Raw genomic sequence first — 19,206 nt, 5'->3', positions numbered from 1 at the left:
TCTAAGCAAATTGAGTAATCTGTTAAGGTCATACGGCGGCCATAAAACATAAGGAAATCCAATGCGTCAGAGAGTTATTGTTTGCCCGATTATTGAAAATAATGGTGAAGTTCTGTTGTGCAAGATGGCCGACGATCGCGGTGTGTTCCCTGGGCAATGGGCGTTATCCGGCGGCGGAATGGAGCCGGGTGAACAAATGGAAGACGCGTTGCTGCGTGAGATTGCTGAAGAGCTAGGAACGGAGCTGCAAATCACCAGTATTAAACCCTGGACCTTCGCTGACGATGTGCGCGTGAAGACTTACGCTGACGGTTCAAAAGAAGAAATTTATATGATTTACCTGATGTTTGACTGCGTGAGCGCCAACCGTAATGTCGCTTTTAACGAAGAGTTTCAGGATATTGCCTGGGTTAAACATTCTGAGCTGAGCAACTACGATTTGAACGAAGCGACGAAAGTGACATTCAGTAAAAAAGGCTGGATTTGATTCCCGATCAACCCTTCCCACATTAAGGAACGCGATGCGTAAAGCACTCATCTGGCTGATTCTCACCGCGCTGTCGGGCGGTGGCGTCGTGGTTTATGCGCTGCATCAGCAGTATGAGGAGCAAAGTGCGGAGTTCCGTATTTTGTATCGCGACATCACAGTTAAACTTTCGCAAAACGATGTGATTCTTGCACTGCTTTCTAACAGCAGCGATCCTGCCGTGGTGCAGCAAAAATTCCCTTATATTCTGCGCTGGCAAACCCAACCCCATGAGCCTCCGCGCCCGGATATAAACCCTGCGCGCGCAGGCACATACTGGATAAACTCGCCGCAGGGGTCGTTGCTGATTGATTTGCCGACGTTGCTGGCCGATTTTGTTCGCACCCAGAAATTTCACCATTTCAGCCTGAGCTGGAAAGATGCGCCGCTTATCACGCAGGGCGCGGAAGGTAAGGGGGACTGGTGGAATTGGGAAAAGGACATCGCCAGCCCTTCACAGCCTTTGAATTTACTGGTGACGAATAATCCTGACTGGCGAAGTTTGCCCTGGTTGGTTTTGCTGCTGGTGGGTGTTTTCTGGGCAGTCGTTATCTACTTTTATAATCAGTATCAGATGACTAAACGACAGCGCAACATTGCCAATTTACGCGCCCATTTTTCAGAGTTGGCACGTTTGAATGCAATGGGAGAAATCGCGGCAGGCATGGTGCATGAACTGAATCAACCCCTCACTGCAATTTTGAGCTATTCGCAAACGGCGCAGCGTTTAATTAAGCAGCAACAGGCGGAAAAAGCACAACCGCTGCTGGATGCGTCGGTCATGCAAACTAAACGCATCAGCGCTCTGCTACTGGCATTCCGTGAAAAATTGCACAATGACGAACAGGCGCTACAACCGGTCAATTTGCGCCAGGTTTGGGAACGAGTGGTGATGCTGCTGGGGAACGAAATCGAGCGTGGCAAAGTCAGTGTCATGAATCAGATTCCTGACTCTCTGCCTCCACTCATCGCCTCGCCATTAGGTATTGAGCAAATCTTCCATAATCTGCTCAATAACGCGATTCAGGCGCAGCAGCAAACGGACAAAGCCTGGGTCGCAATCCATGCATCCCAGACGGCGGACAGCATCATTTTGACCGTCACTGATGGCGGGCAGGGATTATCCGAACAGGCATTAGAGCAAGTATTTATGCCTTTCTTTACCACGCGTAAAGATGGCCTTGGGTTAGGAATGGCGCTGACGGAAACGCTGGTGCAGCGGTTAAATGGCAGCATTCAGGCGCAAAACAGCGCCACAGGCGGGGCGTGTTTCACTCTGGTTTTCCCTCTCACACAGCAGGAGGCGTGATGACGCAACGAATCTACTTAATTGACGACGACGAAGCAATCCGCATTTCATTGAGCGCTCTTCTGGCAACGATGGGCTGGGAAACGCAGGCCTATGGCAGTGTACAAACTTTTCTGGCGTCTCAGCCTGAGTTGCAGAATCTGAACGGGTGTTTGCTTTTGGATATTCGTATGCCCGGTAAATCTGGCATTACGTTGCTTGAAAGCTGGAAGCAAAGGGGAAGTACCTTGCCGATTATCATGATGACCGGCCATGGCAGTATCGATCTTTGCCGTCGAGCGTTTAAAAACGGGGCTTTTGAGTTTCTCACCAAACCTATTGATGCGGATTTGTTGATTGAAACGGTAGGGGCGGCATTTGAGCAGCAGAAATTGATCCAGCAACAACGTGAAAGCCAGGCTGATTTACAGGCGAAACTGGCCACGCTTTCTGCCCGTGAACAAGAAGTGATGGCGCTAATCATGCAGGGCAAATCGAATAAAGAAATGGCGCGTGATCTTTCGTTATCACCAAGAACCGTTGAAGCGCATCGCGCCAGTATATTTGCCCGGCTGGAAATCAATTCACTGGCGAAGCTGATTAAAGTTTACGGCGGTTTAAAAGGAACTACGTAAAATTACCTGGTTTGCCAGGTATTCACCCGAATGGTTTCGATTTGCGCAGTTGGTTACCTTAACTCTTGTCAATTAATCACTCCGAGTTGAGGGAATAAACCATGAAAAAATCCATCCTGTTAGCGGCCGCTCTGTTCAGTACCATGGCTGCAATGCCTGCATTTGCCAGTAATGTTCTGACTGAAAAGAATCTCTCTCTCGAGTTTGCTGACAAACTTGCCCAAAGCGCCATCCAGGCTTGTAGCGCCAAAAACTACAACGTGGCGGTGACAATTGTTGACCGCGCGGGCGTGGTGAAAGTGGTTAAACGCATGGATAACGCAGGCCCGCATACCGTTGAAGCCAGCCGCATGAAAGCGTATACCGCGCTGACCACAAAAAATACCACTGGCGATGTGATGAAAAGTGCTCAGGATAACGCCGATGCGAAGAATATGCGCGATATTCCAGGCTTCTTATTATTGGGCGGCGGAGTTCCTGTGAAAGTTGATAACCAGACCATCGGAGCGATTGGTATTGGCGGCGCACCAGGCGGGCATCTGGACCAGCAATGTGCGGCTGACGCACTTGAGGCTAATAAGGCTGCCCTCAACGCTTCTTGATAATGAATTGCGTGGCGTTGCATTGCATGTGCATTTTAGCGTGTAACGTCATGCGCAAAACAGTTGTGCTTCTTATTCCCTTTTGCTCATGTTTAAATTTTTTGTCAAAATAACGTATTCAGCGTCAAATACTTTGCGTATTACACGGACGTTTTTTATACATGGACAGGAAATAAGGGAGTTAAAATGAAGTATATGTTTGCGCTTATGTTGAGCCTGACACTATCCGGGTGTACAGCAAGTGATTGGATAGATGCTGCTGGTGGAATAATGCAGGCTACTGATAAAAATGAAAAAGATGCAAGGAATAAGCGTATAAAAGCGGCTAACAAAGCTGCCGGTTATTAATATTTGGAAAAATGGGAATAGTGGATTACTTTTCCCATAAACGCTTGAGCTTGAAGCACTCCGCTCCTTTATATAAACACTCATCATAAATACGGTAACCGATATGTTCAGCTACGCGAATCGAGGCCGGATGATGCTTCACAATCAGGCAGAAAGTTTTGGTCGGAGAAAACGAATCACCATACCACTGGTGTGCCGCATTGGCAGCTTCTGTTGCAATTCCCCGGTTCTGGGTCGCAGGTGAAATGACCCATGAAGCCTCAGCGCAGTTATCAAATTCTTCATCAATACCACGATGAAAATTAGCCAACCCCGTTTCCCCTAAAAAAGCACCATCAGATCTTTGGAAGATAGAAAATATCCCGAATCCAAACGTGGACCAGTGTCCTATGTTTCTCAACATCCGGTTCCATCCCTCTTCCGGGGTAAACCCTGGAGAGTTCGTCACGTGGAAAATTTTAGGATCAGCATACATCAGATACCACAAATCAAAATCCATGATGGTCTGCGGACGCAAAATTAACCTTTCGGTTGCAATGGTTATCATCAAGTTATCTTTTGTGCGTTTTACCGGATTGCAATTTATCAGAAAGGCAAGGACATGCCTCGCCTTACCACCCTAATATAAACTCAGTCAGTCGCTGTTTCTCCGGGTATGCTCTTCAAAGCATCAAGATCAATCTCAGCATCGTTTGTTTCCATGAGTTGCGTTAACAAAATAAGATTGTTGAATTCATTTAAAAGTATCTCAGCGTCAGTCTTCAGAGGAGTGTCAGCCGTATCTAAAGCGGCATTGATTGCTTTTCGGACGTTTTCAAGCATCTCATTCATACCGCCATTTTTACCAATGGTCAGTAACAATGCTCCTATCAGCAAAGACTGAGCTTCGACTTTTGCCGCCAGTTGCTTGGCTTCGGCATCCATTTTAGAAATTTTTGCTATCACACCCAGTATTAAGTTTTTCATAAAAGCCTCATTTCTAGCCAGATAACCCCTAAACATAATCAGGGTGAGATGTATTTGATGAAAATGAAAATAGCCTAAGTTGTGATTGCGCACCACTCCCCCTAATGAACATGCAACACCCGCCTGGTATTGCGAACGCTCATCTATGCATTGACGATGAAGAACATCGTGCTCACTGGAACCACCAATCACTTAAATCGGTATTCTCTATACATCTTTTACTTTCTATCACCTAAGCTTTCCCGTAGCAGTCAAATCCTCCTGATTTCAGAGGCTTAAATAGCTCTTTTCACCACCTGCAAGAGTTTCAGCAGGGTCTATCCTTAATTAATACGCCTAAAAATACAGCATTTCATGAATACCCCTGTTATCAGGATGTTGTATTGATAATTGTTATCATTAACATAGGGTATTGGCCTTTGGGCGGCAAAACATAAAAGAGGTGAATTATGGATGTGCAAACCGGTAGCTTCGATCCCACCGACTTCGCCTGGAAGGGGCTAACGCTCACGCCTGATGCGTGCTCACATATTCGCAAACTGGCGAGTCAACAGCCGGGGTTTTTGGGCGTGCGTCTGGGTATCAAACAAACTGGATGCGCGGGCTTTGGCTACGTGCTGGACACCGTAAAAGAGCCTAACCCTGACGACCTACTTTTTGAGACGGACGGCGCAAAGCTGTGGGTTCCGCTTTCAGCTATGCCGTTTATCGACGGAACGGAAGTCGATTATGTGCATGAAGGATTAAACGAAATATTCAAATTTAACAACCCGAAAGCACAACACGAATGTGGTTGTGGTGAAAGCTTTGGGGTGTAGGCGGGATTATGTCACGTAACACTGAAACGTCTGAAGAAGTGCAAACCTGGGCGGGCAGCCATTCCTATAAAGAAGGCTTTTTCACCCAGTTGAAAACCGACGAAATGGCGCACGGCATCAACGAAGATGTGGTGCGGGCGATTTCTGCGCGGCGTAATGAGCCCGAGTGGATGCTGGAATTTCGCCTGAGTGCATATCGTGCCTGGCTCGAAATGGAAGAGCCGCACTGGCTGAAAGCCAACTACGAAAAGCTGAATTATCAGGATTACAGCTATTACTCTGCGCCGTCGTGCGGCAGTTGTGACGATAACTGCGAGTCGCAACCGGGTGCGGTTCAGCAACCCGGCAGCAATGCGTATTTGACGGGCGAAGTGGAAGAGGCGTTTAAACAGCTCGGTGTCCCGGTGCATGAAGGCTCGAATATCGCCATGGATGCAATTTTTGACTCCGTTTCTGTGGCGACCACTTACCGTGAAAAACTCTCCGAACAGGGCATTATTTTCTGCTCCTTTGGCGAAGCGATTCATGAGTTCCCTGAACTGGTGCAAAAATATCTCGGCACTGTCGTTCCCAGCAATGACAACTTCTTTGCCGCGTTGAATGCGGCAGTGGCCTCCGACGGTACATTCATTTACGTGCCGAAAGGCGTGCGTTGCCCAATGGAGCTTTCAACTTACTTCCGCATCAATGCCGAAAAAACCGGCCAGTTCGAACGCACTATTTTAGTCGCCGACGAGGGAAGTTATGTCAGTTATATCGAAGGGTGCTCGGCTCCCGTGCGCGACAGCTACCAGCTTCACGCAGCGGTAGTGGAAGTCATCATCCATAAAGATGCTGAAGTGAAATACTCGACCGTACAGAACTGGTTCCCTGGCGACGGCAACACCGGCGGCATTCTTAACTTCGTGACCAAGCGTGCGTTGTGCGAAGGGGCGAACAGCAAGATGTCCTGGACGCAGTCTGAAACGGGTTCAGCAATCACCTGGAAATACCCGAGCGTGATCCTGCGCGGCGATAACTCCATTGGCGAATTCTTCTCGGTGGCGCTGACGGCAGGGCATCAGCAAGCTGACACCGGCACCAAAATGATCCACATCGGCAAAAACACCAAATCGACCATTATCTCGAAAGGGATCTCTGCCGGGCATAGCCAGAACAGCTACCGGGGACTGGTGAAAATCATGCCTACGGCGACCAACGCCCGTAACTTCACCCAGTGCGATTCGATGCTTATCGGCCCGGACAGCGGTGCGCACACTTTCCCGTATGTTGAGTGCCGCAATAATACTGCTCAGCTTGAGCACGAAGCGACGACATCGCGCATCGGTGAAGACCAGTTGTTCTATTGCCTGCAACGCGGGATAGCCCAGGACGATGCGATTTCAATGATCGTCAACGGCTTCTGTAAAGACGTGTTCTCGGAATTACCGCTGGAGTTCGCAGTGGAAGCACAAAAACTATTAGCGATTAGCCTCGAACACAGTGTCGGATAAGAATTAAGGGAAAATTATGCTGAGCATTAAAGATTTACAGGTAAGCGTTGAGGACAAAGAGATCCTGCGCGGCTTAAGCCTTGAAGTAAAACCGGGTGAAGTGCATGCCATCATGGGACCGAACGGCTCCGGGAAAAGCACGCTTTCCGCAACGCTTGCCGGGCGTGAAGATTACGAAGTCACCGGCGGGCAGGTGCATTTCAAAGGCAAAGATTTACTGGAATTATCGCCGGAAGACCGTGCGGGCGAAGGCATCTTCATGGCATTTCAGTATCCGGTAGAAATTCCCGGCGTCAGCAACCAATTCTTCCTGCAAACCGCGTTGAATGCGGTGCGCGAATATCGGGGCAAAGAAGAACTCGACCGCTTTGATTTCCAGGATTTGATGGAAGAGAAAATCAAATTACTGAAAATGCCGGAAGATTTACTGACGCGTTCAGTGAACGTTGGCTTCTCTGGTGGTGAGAAAAAACGTAATGACATTCTGCAAATGGCGGTGCTGGAACCTGAACTTTGTATTCTCGATGAAACCGACTCAGGGCTGGATATTGATGCGCTGAAAATTGTCGCAGAAGGGGTCAATTCCCTGCGTGATGGCAACCGTTCATTCATTATCGTCACGCACTACCAGCGTATCCTTGACTATATCAAACCTGATTTTGTTCATGTGCTCTATCAGGGCCGAATCGTGAAATCGGGTGATTTCAGTCTGGTGAAACAACTGGAGGAGCAGGGTTATGGCTGGCTTACCGAACAGCAGTAACGGCAATGCCCTGCAACAATGGCATCATTTGTTTGAAACGCAGGGTGATAAACGCAGCAAAGAAGCTCAGGAACATATGCAGCAAATGCTGCGCCTGGGGCTGCCGACGCGCAAACATGAAAACTGGAAATACACGCCCCTGGAAGGGTTGCTGAATAATCAGTTTGTTCTGCCTGTGCAGGAATCGTTGAGCGAAGTTCAGCGCGATAAACTGGCATTGCCGGTAGACGCATGGCGGCTGGTGTTTGTTGATGGGCGATTCAGCCGTGAACTGAGCGACGATATAACCCATAGCGGTTTTGATGTGACCGTCGATGAACAACGGGATTCGCTGCCCGCCGCAGTGCAGGGCGAAGTATTCCTGCATCTTACCGAGAGTCTCGCCGAAACGGTGACGCATATTCGCGTAGCGCGTAATCACAGTCCGGCAAGAGCGTTGCTGCTAATGCACGTCAGCCGGGGGAGTGCGCAGGGTGAGATGAATACGGCACATTATCGCCACCATTTGTCTCTGGGCGAAGGCGCAAACGCGACGGTTATTGAGCACTACGTGAGTTTTGACGAGCATGCGCATTTTACGGGTGCCCGCTTTACCGCAGAAATCGGCGCAAACAGCCAGTTGCACCATGACAAAATGGCGTTTGAAAATGCGCAGAGCTATCACTTTGCGCATAACGATTTAGTGGTCGGCCAGGATGCGACGGTTGAGAGTAATAGCTTCCTGCTGGGGGCGGCGGTGTTGCGCCACAACACCAGTACGCAACTTAACGGCGAGAACACGCAACTACACATGAACAGCCTGGCGTTGCCGATAAATAACGAAGTGTGCGACACGCGAACCTGGCTTGAGCACAACAAGGGTTATTGCAACAGCCGTCAGCTGCACAAAACTATCGTGCGTGATAAAGGTCGTGCGGTGTTCAACGGCATGATTAAAGTGGCTCAACATGCCATTAAAACCGACGGACAGATGACCAACAATAACCTGTTGCTCGGGCGTCTGGCGGAAGTGGACACCAAACCACAGCTGGAAATTTATGCCGATGACGTGAAATGTAGTCACGGTGCGACGATCGGGCGTATCGACGACGAACAGATGTTCTATCTACGTTCGCGCGGCATTAAAGAAGAGGCCGCCCGACAGATGATTATTTATGCCTTTGCCGCAGAGCTTACGGAAAGTATTCGCGACGAAGCATTAAAACAGCAGGTTCTGGCACGGATCGGCCAGCGCTTTGCGGGAGGCGATGCATGAGTTTTTCCATCGAACGGGTGCGGGCTGATTTCCCCATTCTGAGCCGCGAAGTCAACGGCCAGCCGCTGGCCTATTTAGACAGCGCGGCCAGTGCGCAAAAGCCGCAGGCGGTTATCGACGCTGAACTGGACTTTTACAGCCACGGTTACGCGGCGGTACATCGCGGGATCCACACGCTGAGCGCGGAAGCGACGCAGCTCATGGAAAACGTGCGCAATCAGGTTTCGCGCTTCATTAATGCGCGATCTCCTGAAGAGATTGTCTTTGTTCGAGGCACCACTGAGGGGATCAATCTGGTTGCCAACAGCTGGGGGCGAGCCAATATTCGGCGCGGAGATAATATTATTATTTCCGCGATGGAACACCACGCCAATATCGTGCCGTGGCAAATTCTGTGCGAACACACGGGAGCGACGTTGCGCGTTATCCCGCTTAATGAGGATGGTACGCTACAACTCGAAGTGTTCCCGACGCTGATTGATGAGCACACAAAACTGCTGGCGATTACGCATGTTTCAAACGTACTTGGCACCGAAAACCCGGTACAACAAATGATTGCGACTGCGCATCAGGCGGGCGTAAAAGTGCTGGTGGACGGCGCGCAGGCCATCATGCATCACGCCATTGATGTGCAGGCACTGGATTGCGATTTCTACCTTTTCTCCGGTCATAAAATTTACGGCCCGACGGGAATTGGCGTGCTGTATGCGCGTGAAGAAATCCTGCAAAACATGCCGCCGTGGGAAGGGGGCGGGTCGATGATTGCCAGTGTGAGTCTCACAGAAGGCACGACTTACGCCGCCGCACCCTGGCGCTTTGAGGCGGGAACGCCAAATACAGCCGGGATTATTGGGCTGGGTGCCGCTTTGCGATATGTTGAAAATCTTGGCCTGGCGGAAGTGGGCGAGTATGAGCAATCGCTGATGCATTACGCGCAGCAGGCGTTGAAGGCTGTGCCGGATTTAACGATTTATGGCCCTGAACAGCGGCTCGGTGTTATCGCGTTTAACCTCGGTAAACATCATGCTTATGATGTCGGCAGCTTCCTTGATAACTATGGTATTGCGGTACGAACCGGGCACCATTGCGCGATGCCGTTAATGGCGTTCTACAAGGTTCCGGCAATGTGTCGTGCTTCGTTTGCGATGTACAATACCGAAGAAGAGGTGGACCGCCTGGTCACGGGATTACAGCGCATCCATCGCCTGCTGGGCTAACACGGAGAAAGCCATGGCTACGTTGCCAGACAAAGAAAAACTGCTGAAGAATTTCAGCCGCTGTAGTAACTGGGAAGAGAAATATCTCTATATCATTGAGCTTGGCGGGCGCTTACCCGAACTCCCACCGGCTCAACATAAAGCGGAAAATACCATTCAGGGTTGCCAAAGCCAGGTGTGGATTGTGATGCATCAGCAGCCGGATGGTGTGATTACGCTTGAGGGTGACAGTGACGCCGCGATTGTCAAAGGGCTGATTGCTATCGTTTTTATTCTCTACCAACAGATGACTGCGCAGGATATTGTCGCGTTTGATGTACGCCCATGGTTTGAGAAACTTGAACTTGCTCAACATCTTACGCCGTCTCGCTCTCAGGGGCTTGAGGCAATGATCCGCGCAATCCGCACCAAAGCCACCAATCTTAGCTAAACTCTTAGAACAGCTTTCATCCTGTTAACGCGAGGTAATTTTATTGCCTCGCATGGCTTTCAGCATTCCGGCATTCAGCCGGTGAATACAGGAATTCAGTATGAAACGCGCGTTCTCTCAAATAACACTTATGTTGGTAAGCGCCCTGGCTGCAAGCCAGTCGGCATGGGCTGTTGATTATTTACTCCCGCCACCGGGCAGCCGGATTATTGGCGTGAATCAAACTTATATAGTTCCGAATGATGGTAAAAACCTCGAAGCGGTAGCCGCGAAATATAATACCGGCGTGTTATTACTTCTGGAGGCCAATAATACTGTCGATCCTTTCCTGCCAAAACCGGGCAGTGAATTGACCATTCCTTCACAAATGATCCTGCCGGATACGCCGCGAGTCGGTATTGTGATTAATCTTGCTGAACTGCGGCTGTATTACTATCCGCCAGGACAGAATCGTGTCGAAGTCTATCCATTGGGAATTGGCCAGCTTGGGCGTGAAACACCGGTTATGGTGACGCGTATCAGCCAGAAAATCCCTAATCCGACCTGGACTCCGACGGCGAATATTCGTGCACGTTCTGCCGCGCAGGGAATAACCTTGCCCGCTGTGGTGCCAGCGGGTGCTAATAACCCGCTTGGGCGCTATGCGCTGCGTCTTGAACAGGGCGGGGGGGAATATCTGATTCATGGTACCAACGCACGTAACAGCATTGGGCTGCGCGTGAGTTCTGGCTGCATGCGTATGCGGGCGCCAGATATTAAGGCGCTGTTTAGCCAGGTGGCCTGGGGCACACGTGTGCAAATCATTAATGAGCCGGTGAAATTTACGATTGAGCCGGACGGCAGGCGATTTGTGGAAGTGCATCAGCCGCTGTCGCGTAACGACTGGGAAAACCCACAGACCGTGCCGATTGCGATTAATGCCTCTTTCGCCTCGTTTATCGATAACTCAATGAGCGACAAGGCGCAGGTTGATAGCGCTATTGTGCGGCGAGCGGGTTATCCGGTGCTGGTGAATGCGCCGCAGGGAGTGCCATCGCAACCGGTTAATATCACGCCAATACAGAGCGTCAAAGCGTCCACTGGCGGCACGATAGCGCCGAACGGTAGCGGAAGTGTGGTTAGCGGACAAAACAGCGTGGTGATGAACTAGCGGAGTTTTTACGGGAACAGGAATGACAGGCAAAAAAAATGGCGCACAATGTGCGCCATTTTAATACAAGTACTCTTACTTACGGTAAGAGTGAGCTTGGTTGTCCAGACGCTGGTTAGCGCGTGCTGCGTCGTCTTTAGCAGCTTGAACGTCTGAACGCATTGCGTTCACGTCGTTGCTCAGCTGATCAACTTTAGCGTTCAGAGTCTGAACGTCAGAAGACAGTTGATCGATTTTAGCGTTAGAAGAACAACCTGCCAGCATAGTAGAAGCCAGGATTACCGCGCCCAGTACCAGTTTAGTACGATTCATTATTAATACCCTCTAGATTGAGTTAATCTCCATGTAGCGTTACAAGTATTACACAAAGTTTTTTATCTTGAGAATAAATTTTTGATGGGAATGCACTTAAATTTGATCGTTCGCTCAAAGAAACACCGAACCGGGGCTAAAAACTAAAAAAAATAGAAAAAACAGAGGATTTTAATCGGATTCATCTTACTAAATTGCATCTTAAATAGAGCAAGCCGATTTGATTTTTATTTCAGACAGTCTATTAAACCCAATAAAAAAAGCGCCCGCAGGCGCTTTTTTAGCAAATTATTCGTTCACAGGAAATTTACAGTACGTGAACAGACGCAGTATTGGTGGTGCCACTTGGTACTAATGCACCAGAAACCATCACTACGATGTCGCCTTTACGAGCTAAACCGCTCTCCAGCACAACTTCTTTACCCAGACGGTAGAAATCATCAGTAGAAGCGATTTCTTTAACCAGCTGTGGAATCACGCCTTTGCTCAGAACTAACTGACGAGCAGTGAGTTCATTGGTGGTCAGCGCCAGGATAGTTGCGTTCGGGAAGTATTTACGCACAGCTTTAGCTGATTTGCCGCCCTGGGTTGCAACAACAATGATTGGAGCTGCCAGGTTTTCAGCAGTTTCAACCGCACCACGGCAAACTGCTTCGGTGATACGCAGTTTACGGCTGTCATGGTTGTTATCCAGACGGCTGGTCATCACGCGGTCAGTACGCTCACAGATGGTCGCCATGATGGTCACAGCTTCCAGTGGGTATTTACCTTTAGCAGACTCACCAGACAGCATTACTGCGTCGGTGCCGTCGATGATGGCGTTAGCAACGTCACCCGCTTCTGCGCGAGTAGGGCGTGGGTTTTTGATCATGGAGTCGAGCATCTGAGTTGCAGTGATAACAACTTTACGAGCGCGGACACATTTCTCAATCATCATCTTCTGCGCGAAGATAACTTCTTCAACCGGGATTTCAACGCCCAGGTCACCACGAGCAACCATGATGCCGTCAGAAGCTTCGAGGATTTCGTCGAAGTTGTTCAGGCCTTCCTGGTTTTCGATTTTGGAGATGATCTGGATGTTCTCGCCGCCATGCGCTTTTAAGTGCTCACGGATTTCAACAACGTCAGAACGTTTACGGATGAAGGAAGCCGCTACGAAATCAACGCCTTGCTCGCAACCGAACACCAGGTCTTGTTTGTCTTTTTCAGCCAAAGCTGGCAGCGCGATGGAAACGCCCGGCAGGTTAACGCCTTTGTTTTCGCCCAGGTCGCCGTTGTTCAGTACTTTACAAACAACGTTTTTGCCTTCGATTGCAGTGACTTCCATACCGATCAGACCATCGTCAACCAGTACGGTGTTGCCAACGCTCAGGTCGCTGGTGAAACCTTCGTAAGTGACAGCAACGATATCGCTGTTACCCACAACAGTTTTGTCGGTGGTGAAAGTAAAGGTCTGACCCGCTTTCAGAGAGACGTCGTTGCCGCCTTCCAGTTTGATCGTGCGGATTTCAGGACCTTTGGTGTCCAGCAGGATCGCTGCTTTCTTACCGGTTTTTTCCATTACGTTGCGCAGGTTCTTGATACGCTGACCGTGTTCTTCGTAGTCACCGTGGGAGAAGTTCAGACGCATTACGTTCATGCCAGCATCAAGCATTTTGCTCAGCATTTCTTCGGATTCGGTTTTCGGACCGATGGTGCAAACAATTTTAGTCTTTTTCATGACAGTCTTATCTGTAAGTTGAGAAGGATTGTGAAAATTCGGTTCCGGTCGATACGGGCGCCGGAGCGCAAACTAAAGCTGATATTGTTCATGTGCCACCCGGTAAGGATAGGTGACAGAAATAAAGCGTGCAGAGGAAAGTGTGCTTGCGGTTCAGCCTGCCGGGGATATTGATTGCTTTCTAGTGTATTAGGACAGTTCAATGCGCTGAAACCATTCAAGTCAAGACGCGCTCATTATAGAGGTAACTTGCTCCGAAAGGAATTGAAAACGCTGTTTCAAATACGGAATGCGCAGAAATACGGCGAAGTGTTATCAGTGCGTTAAGTGGTTATTAACAAAGTTGGCGTCACAAAAGGGTGGGGAGGCGCATTCCTGGTCTCAGCGACCCTGGGCGCGACTTTGCAACTTTTTTAGTCATTTATAATAAATATGAGTTATTCATTAAAATATAATTGCGGAATATAATATTTTTTTGAATGGCAGGGTCGGTGAGCTATAACGTCCTGTTGACGGCTTTTATATTAATGAAGAATTTTTGTCATGATTAAGTGGTTTATCCCCGGTGTTGTGGTTGTCGCTTTCCTGTTGGTATGCGGGAATGCTCCGGCAAAAAGAATTGCGCAATGTGAAAACCAGGGGGGCAGCGATGGGGTTTGTGCCGCACACGAATGGGATTTTGCGATGGAAAGTCCATTTCCCGATAACGACCTTTCCGCACTGGCAAGCCGCGTAAACACCCAGAAATAAGTGTATTACGCGGCAATGTGTCGCACCCTGTGCGTCCCTGCAAAAAGTGAGAATCTCGCTCTGATCTCGCCTAAACGGCGCGAGCTATTTTCTCACCCGCCCGGCGCGCGGTTGCAGGCAGGATACTTGCCGTTGCCACGTAGCCATCGGGATCGAGACAGCGATCCCGCTCCAGCGCTTGCTCAATAATTTCCGCATCCCAGTAAATCTTTTTACGATGATCGCCCTGAGTGGTCAGCGTGGCTTCCATCACGCCATCCAGCGCCCGGTACTGACGCCAGCTATTGGCAGGAACTGAAATTACCGAACCTTCTTCAGCCACAATCGTGACTTCTTCACCCGCTCGATTCCACGTGACTCCCAGCGTTCCTTTAAACACCATCAGCACCTGAACGTCCGGGCAGAAATGTAGCCCAACACGATGCTGCTCCTGAATGCGCAGCCACTCCACAGAGAAACCATGCGGATTCAGAATTGGCGGCGCGTTATGCAGGTCTTGTGAAATTCCGTAGCCAATCACCGGCGCCAGTTCGCCACCGTGTCCTGGCAAAACAGAATCCAACAGAGCGTTTGCCGACCATGTTCGCTGCTCGCCCGTCACGGCGCGCTGGCTCATTTCCTCTATTGAATAATCGCGCAACGCGGCGATATGTTCCGCCCCCAGCGGCTGCAATAGCTCGGATTGCGTGGGCAGTTTGTCACCGGCCTCGACATCAATCAGCATATTGTCGCGACTCAGATACAAACCATATTCGCTTGCGGCCTCAAGTATCGACGGATGCCAGATAATCCCGCCGGTGTTATTGCCCCCCAAAACGGTGAACACCATGCCGCAGGTATCACTCGGGCTGACGTTAGTAAAACCGCGGAAAATCCACGTTGGGATAGACAAAATGGCGGGTGCGCTGAATTCAGCCTGATGCTCGCCATTGGCGCCCCAGCGGAAACGCCAGCTCCCTTCATGAATCAAAAACACTTCGGCGGTGAAATGCAGATGCAGATTGTTGGTCACGCCTTTTGGCATCGCCGCCGCACCGATATTAAAGCCGTGCGGCTCAGGAATATTCACCACTTGCGAAGCCGATTGCGTCACGCCTGGGCCAATAAAGGAATAGTTTTGTTTGAGGTGTGAGCCGGGCAGTTTGCAGTCGATAAATGCCACGCTACAGGAAACGCGGTCTTCCGGGCGTACCAGGCGGCGCTGGGCTTCTTCTTGAGTCAGAGTAATATTTTGCATAATGTCCTCTATTAATATCCAGATGCGCCACTGGTTGGCGCGGCTTCACCCCGCGCGGCGGCGATTGCGGTGCGTGACGCACTGCCCAGTTGCATAACGTCATTGGCGGGGGTGACAAAATTAAAGCCCTGTGCGATACGGTTTGCCGCAGCCGGGCCTGAGGTACAAAAAATCCCGGCGAGCTTGTTATGTGCTTTGCAACGACTCAGCACTAACTCTATCGCGGCCAACATTTCAGGGTGTTGCGACTCGGCGCTGGCACTTCCCGTGAGCGTTAAAGAAAGATCGTTTGGCCCGATAAATACGCCGTCCAGCCCGTCGATATCCAGAATCGCGTCGAGATTTTCCAGCCCTTCACGAGTTTCAATCATCGCCAGCGTCAGGATCTCTTCATTGGCATACTGCGGGTAATCTTTGCCACCGTATAAAAGTGCGCGGGCCGGGCCAAAAGAGCGGTTACCGAGTGGCGGGTAGCGGCAGGCTGAAACAAACTGCTGCGCTTGTTCCGCCGTCGAAATCATCGGACAGATAATTCCCCAGGCACCGGCATCAAGCAGGCGCATAATTTGCGCTGGTTCGTTGGTATTCACGCGGGCCAGCGGCGTGGCGGGCGTCGCCGAAATGGCCTGAAGCATCGACAACGCGCTGGCGAAATCAATCATGCCGTGTTGCATATCGACGGTGACGGAATCATAGCCCTGATGCCCGACGATTTCGGCGCTGTAGCCCGAAGGGATTGCCAGCCAACCATTAATGATGGGCTGCTGCTGGCGAAAGGCCGCTTTCAGCGGGTTTTTTCTCATGATTGTGACTCCTGTATCCAGTTGCGCATGGCGATGGCCGCCAGTTTCGGTTCTTCAAGCGGTAAGAAATGGCCGCTTTCAGGAAGCGTTATCCAGCGGGCATGAGGAGCGACTGCGGCAACCGACTGGTGATGTGAATGGGTACAAATGGCGTCATACGCGCCGTTGATGATGAGTATCGGAGAGGGGAACGTGGCCAGAGCCGCGCGATGGTCATCGCGTGAAATCGCCACCTCAGTCTGGTCTGCAAAAACCGCAATGCCGCACTCTTCAGCCATTTGTACGATTGTCTGGTGAAGCGACGCGTTATCCAGACGATGCGGGGCGACATATTTCGGCCAGAGAGTTTTCGTGAGCCACGGCGCGATTCCCAGGCGTGCGGCTTCTTTCACCGCCGCACGTCGCCCGACCGCGTTACCGGGTAAATCCCGCAGCGGGTTCACGGACAGCAGCGCCAGAGCGGTAATTCGATGCGGAGCCAAAGCCACCATTTGCAGAGCCACCATTGCCCCGAGTGAAAAACCCGCCAGGCAAAATCTCGGCGGCAAAACCGCGAGCAACTGACTTGCCAGCTCATGAGCCGATTTGCCCGCACTGAGCGTGATGCAGCTAAAAGAGCTGACGTTTAACTGTTCACTTAACGGCTGCCACAGCCGCCCGTTACACAGCGTCCCACCGAGCAGAATCAGCGGCGCGTGATGGTTTTCCAGCAAAGGCATCGTATTCATGTTGCTGTCCACCCGCCATCGACCATTAATGCCGTGCCGGTAATCAGGGCTGAAGCGGGGGAGGCGAGAAACACCACCGGTCCCATCACATCCTCCAGCGTCCCCAGCCGCTTCAGCTTTATGTTGTCCAACACATAGCGACTGAACGCCGGGTCTGCAAGATTCGCACGCGACAGCTCGGTTTCGATAAACGTCGGGCACAGGGTATTCACCCGAATACCCGACTCGCCCAACTCCAGCGCCATTGTTTTCGTCAAACCCTCAAGGGCAAACTTAGACGCACAATAAACGCTGCGTTGCGGGCCGCCGACATGCCCCATTTGCGAGGAGATGTGAATAATTGAACCGGGGATCTGGCGCATTTTCATACTGCGTGCAACTAGCTGGCTAATAAAGAAGGTTGCCCGCAGATTGAGCGCCATCACCGCATCAAAATTTTCTTCACTCACTTCAAGAAATGGCTGATGACGCGCAAGCCCGGCACTGTTTACCAGAATGTCGAAACCGGGCAGGTCTGCCAACGCAGCACCCACCTGAGTGGTATCGGTAATATCCAACGCCAGGCGGTTTAATTGCAGACCTTCTGCGGCAGCACTGTTAACCGCCTCCTCAAGCTGCTGCGCCTGGCGAGCAATAATCCACACCTGCGCCCCGGCTCGCGCAAGGGCTAAGGCTGCTGCAAAACCGATACCACGAGAACCGCCCGTCACTAAAGCCCGCTTATTGTCGAGCCGGAATTCCGGTGTGCGAGGAAGTGCCATCATTACGATGCCTTCTCAATATCCGCCGCCGGAACCGAGCCTGCGTATGGCACATCCTGGTTGCCGTAACGACGCACGCGAATATTGGCTTGCTCCGCATGGCCCGAGAAACCTTCTAGTTGGCACAAGCGTGAGCAATAGCTGCCAATTTCTGTAGAGGCTTCATCACTCAGCACTTTCTGCCAGGTGCAGGTTTTCATAAATTTACCGACCCAAAGTCCGCCGGTATAACGCGCCGCTTTTTGCGTTGGCAGGGTATGGTTGGTGCCAATGACTTTATCGCCGTAAGCGACATTGGTGCGCGGGCCAAGGAACAGTGCGCCAAAGTTGGTCATATTGGCGAGGAACCAGTCGTCGCGATTGGTCATGACCTGCACATGCTCAGAAGCGATACGATCGGCTTCCTGCAACATTTCCTCGTAACTGTCGCAAACAATCACTTCGCCATAATCGCGCCATGCCTGGCGGGCAATTTCTGCGGTGGGCAATTGCGTCAGCAGGCGCTCAACTTCACGTATTGTTTCTTGCGCCAGTTTCAGCGAGTTGGTGAGCAAGATCGCAGGTGTGGTTACGCCGTGTTCGGCCTGGCCCAGCAGGTCGGTGGCGCAGATTTCCGCGTCTACCGTTTCGTCGGCAATCACCAGCGTTTCCGTTGGCCCGGCGAACAAGTCGATGCCGACGCGGCCAAACAGCTGGCGTTTAGCTTCGGCAACGAAGGCGTTACCGGGGCCGACCAGCATATCCACCGGAGCAATGGTGTCGGTGCCGAGCGCCATCGCGCCGATGGCCTGAATACCGCCTAATGCGTAAATCTCGGACGCACCCGCCATCGCCTGTGCAGCGACAATCGCCGGGGCAGGGCGACCATTAAATGGCGGCGCACAGCTCACAATGCGCGAACAACCCGCGACGTTGGCCGTAATAATCGACATATGCGCCGAAGCCAGCAGCGGATATTTCCCACCGGGGACATAACAACCGACGGCATTAATCGGAATGTTTTTATGACCAAGAATAACGCCGGGGCGGGTTTCGATTTCAAGATCGGTCAGGCAGCTTTTTTGCGCAGTAGCAAAATTAAAAACTTGCTGCTGGGCAAACTCAATATCTTTAATATCCTGGCGGCTTAATTGTTTGATGCAGGCATTAATTTCACTTTGCGATAAACGATAATCCTGGCGATCGTAATTATCGAATTTAATGGATAACTCACGAATAGCCTGATTGCCGCGTTGTTCAATATCTGCCAGCGTATTTTCCACCATAATACTGACCTGTTTATTGGCCTGCTGGCGTTCAGATAATGATTTACTGGTTTTTAAATATTGCGCCATGACGCTCTCCTGTGATTTTTAATACGTGTTTATCCCGCCCGGCATTGCGGGTGAATGGGGTGAATCGGAT

General features: G+C 50.9%; 23 protein-coding genes. 13 read left to right on the top strand and 10 right to left on the bottom strand.

The features are described from left to right. Positions 1-61 precede the first annotated feature (61 nt). The 5 genes from nudI (at position 62) to DY231_RS25235 (ending at position 3,399) form a co-directional block, all read left to right on the top strand. On the top strand, positions 62-487 hold the full coding sequence (gene nudI / locus DY231_RS13950; protein WP_115629169.1) for a nucleoside triphosphatase NudI: 426 nt from the start codon (positions 62-64) through the stop codon (positions 485-487). A gap of 34 nt (positions 488-521) precedes the next feature. After that, positions 522-1,835, top strand: a complete 1,314-nt coding sequence (locus DY231_RS13945) for a sensor histidine kinase (protein ID WP_115629167.1) — start codon at positions 522-524, stop codon at positions 1,833-1,835. Beyond that, entirely contained in the window at positions 1,835-2,449 is a 615-nt protein-coding gene (locus DY231_RS13940; protein ID WP_115629165.1) for a response regulator transcription factor, read from the top strand. The genes DY231_RS13945 and DY231_RS13940 overlap by 1 nt, the downstream gene beginning before the upstream one ends. A 101-nt stretch (positions 2,450-2,550) precedes the next feature. Beyond that, positions 2,551-3,051, top strand: a complete 501-nt coding sequence (locus tag DY231_RS13935) for a GlcG/HbpS family heme-binding protein (RefSeq protein WP_115629163.1) — start codon at positions 2,551-2,553, stop codon at positions 3,049-3,051. 186 nt (positions 3,052-3,237) lie between these two features. After that, complete coding sequence (locus tag DY231_RS25235) at positions 3,238-3,399, top strand: hypothetical protein (protein WP_172588695.1); 162 nt, start codon at positions 3,238-3,240, stop codon at positions 3,397-3,399. A gap of 25 nt (positions 3,400-3,424) precedes the next feature. Here the strand turns inward: DY231_RS25235 and DY231_RS13930 are convergent, their stop codons facing one another. Continuing rightward, positions 3,425-3,946: a GNAT family N-acetyltransferase gene (locus DY231_RS13930; protein ID WP_115629161.1), complete on the bottom strand. Its 522-nt coding sequence runs from the start codon at positions 3,944-3,946 to the stop codon at positions 3,425-3,427. Between the two features lie 83 nt (positions 3,947-4,029). Beyond that, a complete protein-coding gene (iraP, locus tag DY231_RS13925; RefSeq protein WP_115629159.1) occupies positions 4,030-4,365 on the bottom strand; it encodes an anti-adapter protein IraP in 336 nt (111 codons plus the stop codon). Positions 4,366-4,814: 449 nt separating this feature from the next. On the opposite strand from iraP, the gene sufA reads away from it, so the two are divergent. From sufA to ldtE, 7 genes are all read left to right on the top strand, one after another. Then, complete coding sequence (sufA, locus tag DY231_RS13920; protein WP_115629157.1) at positions 4,815-5,183, top strand: Fe-S cluster assembly scaffold SufA; 369 nt, start codon at positions 4,815-4,817, stop codon at positions 5,181-5,183. 8 nt (positions 5,184-5,191) lie between these two features. Continuing rightward, entirely contained in the window at positions 5,192-6,676 is a 1,485-nt protein-coding gene (sufB, locus tag DY231_RS13915; RefSeq protein ID WP_115629154.1) for a Fe-S cluster assembly protein SufB, read from the top strand. 16 nt (positions 6,677-6,692) lie between these two features. Continuing rightward, positions 6,693-7,439 (top strand): Fe-S cluster assembly ATPase SufC, encoded by a 747-nt coding sequence (gene sufC / locus DY231_RS13910; protein ID WP_034494859.1) that lies wholly within the window; start codon positions 6,693-6,695, stop codon positions 7,437-7,439. Then, on the top strand, positions 7,414-8,694 hold the full coding sequence (gene sufD / locus DY231_RS13905; protein ID WP_115629151.1) for a Fe-S cluster assembly protein SufD: 1,281 nt from the start codon (positions 7,414-7,416) through the stop codon (positions 8,692-8,694). The genes sufC and sufD overlap by 26 nt, the downstream gene beginning before the upstream one ends. Beyond that, positions 8,691-9,911: a cysteine desulfurase SufS gene (gene sufS, locus DY231_RS13900; RefSeq protein WP_115629149.1), complete on the top strand. Its 1,221-nt coding sequence runs from the start codon at positions 8,691-8,693 to the stop codon at positions 9,909-9,911. Before sufD ends, sufS begins: the two co-directional genes overlap by 4 nt. Before the next feature lie 13 nt (positions 9,912-9,924). Then, positions 9,925-10,341: a cysteine desulfuration protein SufE gene (gene sufE, locus DY231_RS13895; protein ID WP_115629146.1), complete on the top strand. Its 417-nt coding sequence runs from the start codon at positions 9,925-9,927 to the stop codon at positions 10,339-10,341. A gap of 100 nt (positions 10,342-10,441) precedes the next feature. Further along, on the top strand, positions 10,442-11,491 hold the full coding sequence (gene ldtE, locus DY231_RS13890) for a L,D-transpeptidase LdtE (RefSeq protein WP_115629144.1): 1,050 nt from the start codon (positions 10,442-10,444) through the stop codon (positions 11,489-11,491). A gap of 75 nt (positions 11,492-11,566) precedes the next feature. Here the strand turns inward: ldtE and DY231_RS13885 are convergent, their stop codons facing one another. The 3 genes from DY231_RS13885 to ynhH form a co-directional block, all read right to left on the bottom strand. Next, positions 11,567-11,803: a major outer membrane lipoprotein gene (locus DY231_RS13885; RefSeq protein ID WP_034455915.1), complete on the bottom strand. Its 237-nt coding sequence runs from the start codon at positions 11,801-11,803 to the stop codon at positions 11,567-11,569. Positions 11,804-12,110: 307 nt separating this feature from the next. Continuing rightward, positions 12,111-13,523 carry a pyruvate kinase PykF gene (gene pykF, locus DY231_RS13880; protein WP_115629142.1) on the bottom strand — a complete coding sequence of 471 codons (1,413 nt, stop codon included), beginning with the start codon at positions 13,521-13,523 and terminating at the stop codon, positions 12,111-12,113. After that, on the bottom strand, positions 13,520-13,726 hold the full coding sequence (gene ynhH / locus DY231_RS25690; RefSeq protein ID WP_440898614.1) for a protein YnhH: 207 nt from the start codon (positions 13,724-13,726) through the stop codon (positions 13,520-13,522). Before ynhH ends, pykF begins: the two co-directional genes overlap by 4 nt. 340 nt (positions 13,727-14,066) lie before the next feature. Here ynhH and DY231_RS13875 point away from each other — a divergent pair, with 340 nt between their 5' ends. Beyond that, positions 14,067-14,273: a hypothetical protein gene (locus DY231_RS13875; RefSeq protein WP_115629139.1), complete on the top strand. Its 207-nt coding sequence runs from the start codon at positions 14,067-14,069 to the stop codon at positions 14,271-14,273. Positions 14,274-14,343: 70 nt separating this feature from the next. On the opposite strand, the gene DY231_RS13870 is transcribed toward DY231_RS13875, so the two are convergent. The 5 genes from DY231_RS13870 to hisD are packed head-to-tail and all read right to left on the bottom strand — an operon-like array spanning position 14,344 to position 19,136. Next, complete coding sequence (locus tag DY231_RS13870; RefSeq protein ID WP_115629136.1) at positions 14,344-15,510, bottom strand: cupin domain-containing protein; 1,167 nt, start codon at positions 15,508-15,510, stop codon at positions 14,344-14,346. 11 nt (positions 15,511-15,521) lie between these two features. Beyond that, entirely contained in the window at positions 15,522-16,313 is a 792-nt protein-coding gene (locus DY231_RS13865; protein ID WP_115629134.1) for an HpcH/HpaI aldolase family protein, read from the bottom strand. Next, positions 16,310-17,041 carry an alpha/beta fold hydrolase gene (locus DY231_RS13860; RefSeq protein ID WP_115629131.1) on the bottom strand — a complete coding sequence of 244 codons (732 nt, stop codon included), beginning with the start codon at positions 17,039-17,041 and terminating at the stop codon, positions 16,310-16,312. Before DY231_RS13860 ends, DY231_RS13865 begins: the two co-directional genes overlap by 4 nt. Continuing rightward, complete coding sequence (locus tag DY231_RS13855) at positions 17,038-17,805, bottom strand: SDR family NAD(P)-dependent oxidoreductase (protein ID WP_256682668.1); 768 nt, start codon at positions 17,803-17,805, stop codon at positions 17,038-17,040. The genes DY231_RS13860 and DY231_RS13855 overlap by 4 nt, the downstream gene beginning before the upstream one ends. Then, positions 17,805-19,136: a histidinol dehydrogenase gene (hisD, locus tag DY231_RS13850; RefSeq protein ID WP_115629128.1), complete on the bottom strand. Its 1,332-nt coding sequence runs from the start codon at positions 19,134-19,136 to the stop codon at positions 17,805-17,807. The genes DY231_RS13855 and hisD overlap by 1 nt, the downstream gene beginning before the upstream one ends. Positions 19,137-19,206: the final 70 nt, after the last annotated feature.

It is taken from the genome of Buttiauxella agrestis, assembly GCF_900446255.1.
GTDB lineage: Bacteria > Pseudomonadota > Gammaproteobacteria > Enterobacterales > Enterobacteriaceae > Buttiauxella > Buttiauxella agrestis.
The sequence above is the reverse complement of the archived record's forward strand: the minus strand, read 5'-3'. Positions and strand labels throughout refer to the sequence as shown.

What these genes read in the sequence shown, in the direction of transcription:
- nudI (WP_115629169.1), top strand. Translation starts at nt 62, where the DNA reads ATGCGTCAGAGAGTTATTGTTTGCCCGATTATTGAAAATAATGGTGAA.
- sufD (WP_115629151.1), top strand. Translation starts at nt 7,414, where the DNA reads ATGGCTGGCTTACCGAACAGCAGTAACGGCAATGCCCTGCAACAATGG.
- DY231_RS13875 (WP_115629139.1), top strand. Translation starts at nt 14,067, where the DNA reads ATGATTAAGTGGTTTATCCCCGGTGTTGTGGTTGTCGCTTTCCTGTTG.
- DY231_RS13860 (WP_115629131.1), bottom strand. Translation starts at nt 17,041, where the DNA reads ATGAATACGATGCCTTTGCTGGAAAACCATCACGCGCCGCTGATTCTG.
- DY231_RS13885 (WP_034455915.1), bottom strand. Translation starts at nt 11,803, where the DNA reads ATGAATCGTACTAAACTGGTACTGGGCGCGGTAATCCTGGCTTCTACT.
- DY231_RS13940 (WP_115629165.1), top strand. Translation starts at nt 1,835, where the DNA reads ATGACGCAACGAATCTACTTAATTGACGACGACGAAGCAATCCGCATT.
- sufB (WP_115629154.1), top strand. Translation starts at nt 5,192, where the DNA reads ATGTCACGTAACACTGAAACGTCTGAAGAAGTGCAAACCTGGGCGGGC.
- hisD (WP_115629128.1), bottom strand. Translation starts at nt 19,136, where the DNA reads ATGGCGCAATATTTAAAAACCAGTAAATCATTATCTGAACGCCAGCAG.
- sufC (WP_034494859.1), top strand. Translation starts at nt 6,693, where the DNA reads ATGCTGAGCATTAAAGATTTACAGGTAAGCGTTGAGGACAAAGAGATC.
- DY231_RS13855 (WP_256682668.1), bottom strand. Translation starts at nt 17,805, where the DNA reads ATGATGGCACTTCCTCGCACACCGGAATTCCGGCTCGACAATAAGCGG.
- ldtE (WP_115629144.1), top strand. Translation starts at nt 10,442, where the DNA reads ATGAAACGCGCGTTCTCTCAAATAACACTTATGTTGGTAAGCGCCCTG.
- sufE (WP_115629146.1), top strand. Translation starts at nt 9,925, where the DNA reads ATGGCTACGTTGCCAGACAAAGAAAAACTGCTGAAGAATTTCAGCCGC.
- DY231_RS13945 (WP_115629167.1), top strand. Translation starts at nt 522, where the DNA reads ATGCGTAAAGCACTCATCTGGCTGATTCTCACCGCGCTGTCGGGCGGT.
- DY231_RS13865 (WP_115629134.1), bottom strand. Translation starts at nt 16,313, where the DNA reads ATGAGAAAAAACCCGCTGAAAGCGGCCTTTCGCCAGCAGCAGCCCATC.
- DY231_RS13930 (WP_115629161.1), bottom strand. Translation starts at nt 3,946, where the DNA reads ATGATAACCATTGCAACCGAAAGGTTAATTTTGCGTCCGCAGACCATC.
- sufS (WP_115629149.1), top strand. Translation starts at nt 8,691, where the DNA reads ATGAGTTTTTCCATCGAACGGGTGCGGGCTGATTTCCCCATTCTGAGC.
- DY231_RS13935 (WP_115629163.1), top strand. Translation starts at nt 2,551, where the DNA reads ATGAAAAAATCCATCCTGTTAGCGGCCGCTCTGTTCAGTACCATGGCT.
- DY231_RS13870 (WP_115629136.1), bottom strand. Translation starts at nt 15,510, where the DNA reads ATGCAAAATATTACTCTGACTCAAGAAGAAGCCCAGCGCCGCCTGGTA.
- iraP (WP_115629159.1), bottom strand. Translation starts at nt 4,365, where the DNA reads ATGAAAAACTTAATACTGGGTGTGATAGCAAAAATTTCTAAAATGGAT.
- pykF (WP_115629142.1), bottom strand. Translation starts at nt 13,523, where the DNA reads ATGAAAAAGACTAAAATTGTTTGCACCATCGGTCCGAAAACCGAATCC.
- sufA (WP_115629157.1), top strand. Translation starts at nt 4,815, where the DNA reads ATGGATGTGCAAACCGGTAGCTTCGATCCCACCGACTTCGCCTGGAAG.
- DY231_RS25235 (WP_172588695.1), top strand. Translation starts at nt 3,238, where the DNA reads ATGAAGTATATGTTTGCGCTTATGTTGAGCCTGACACTATCCGGGTGT.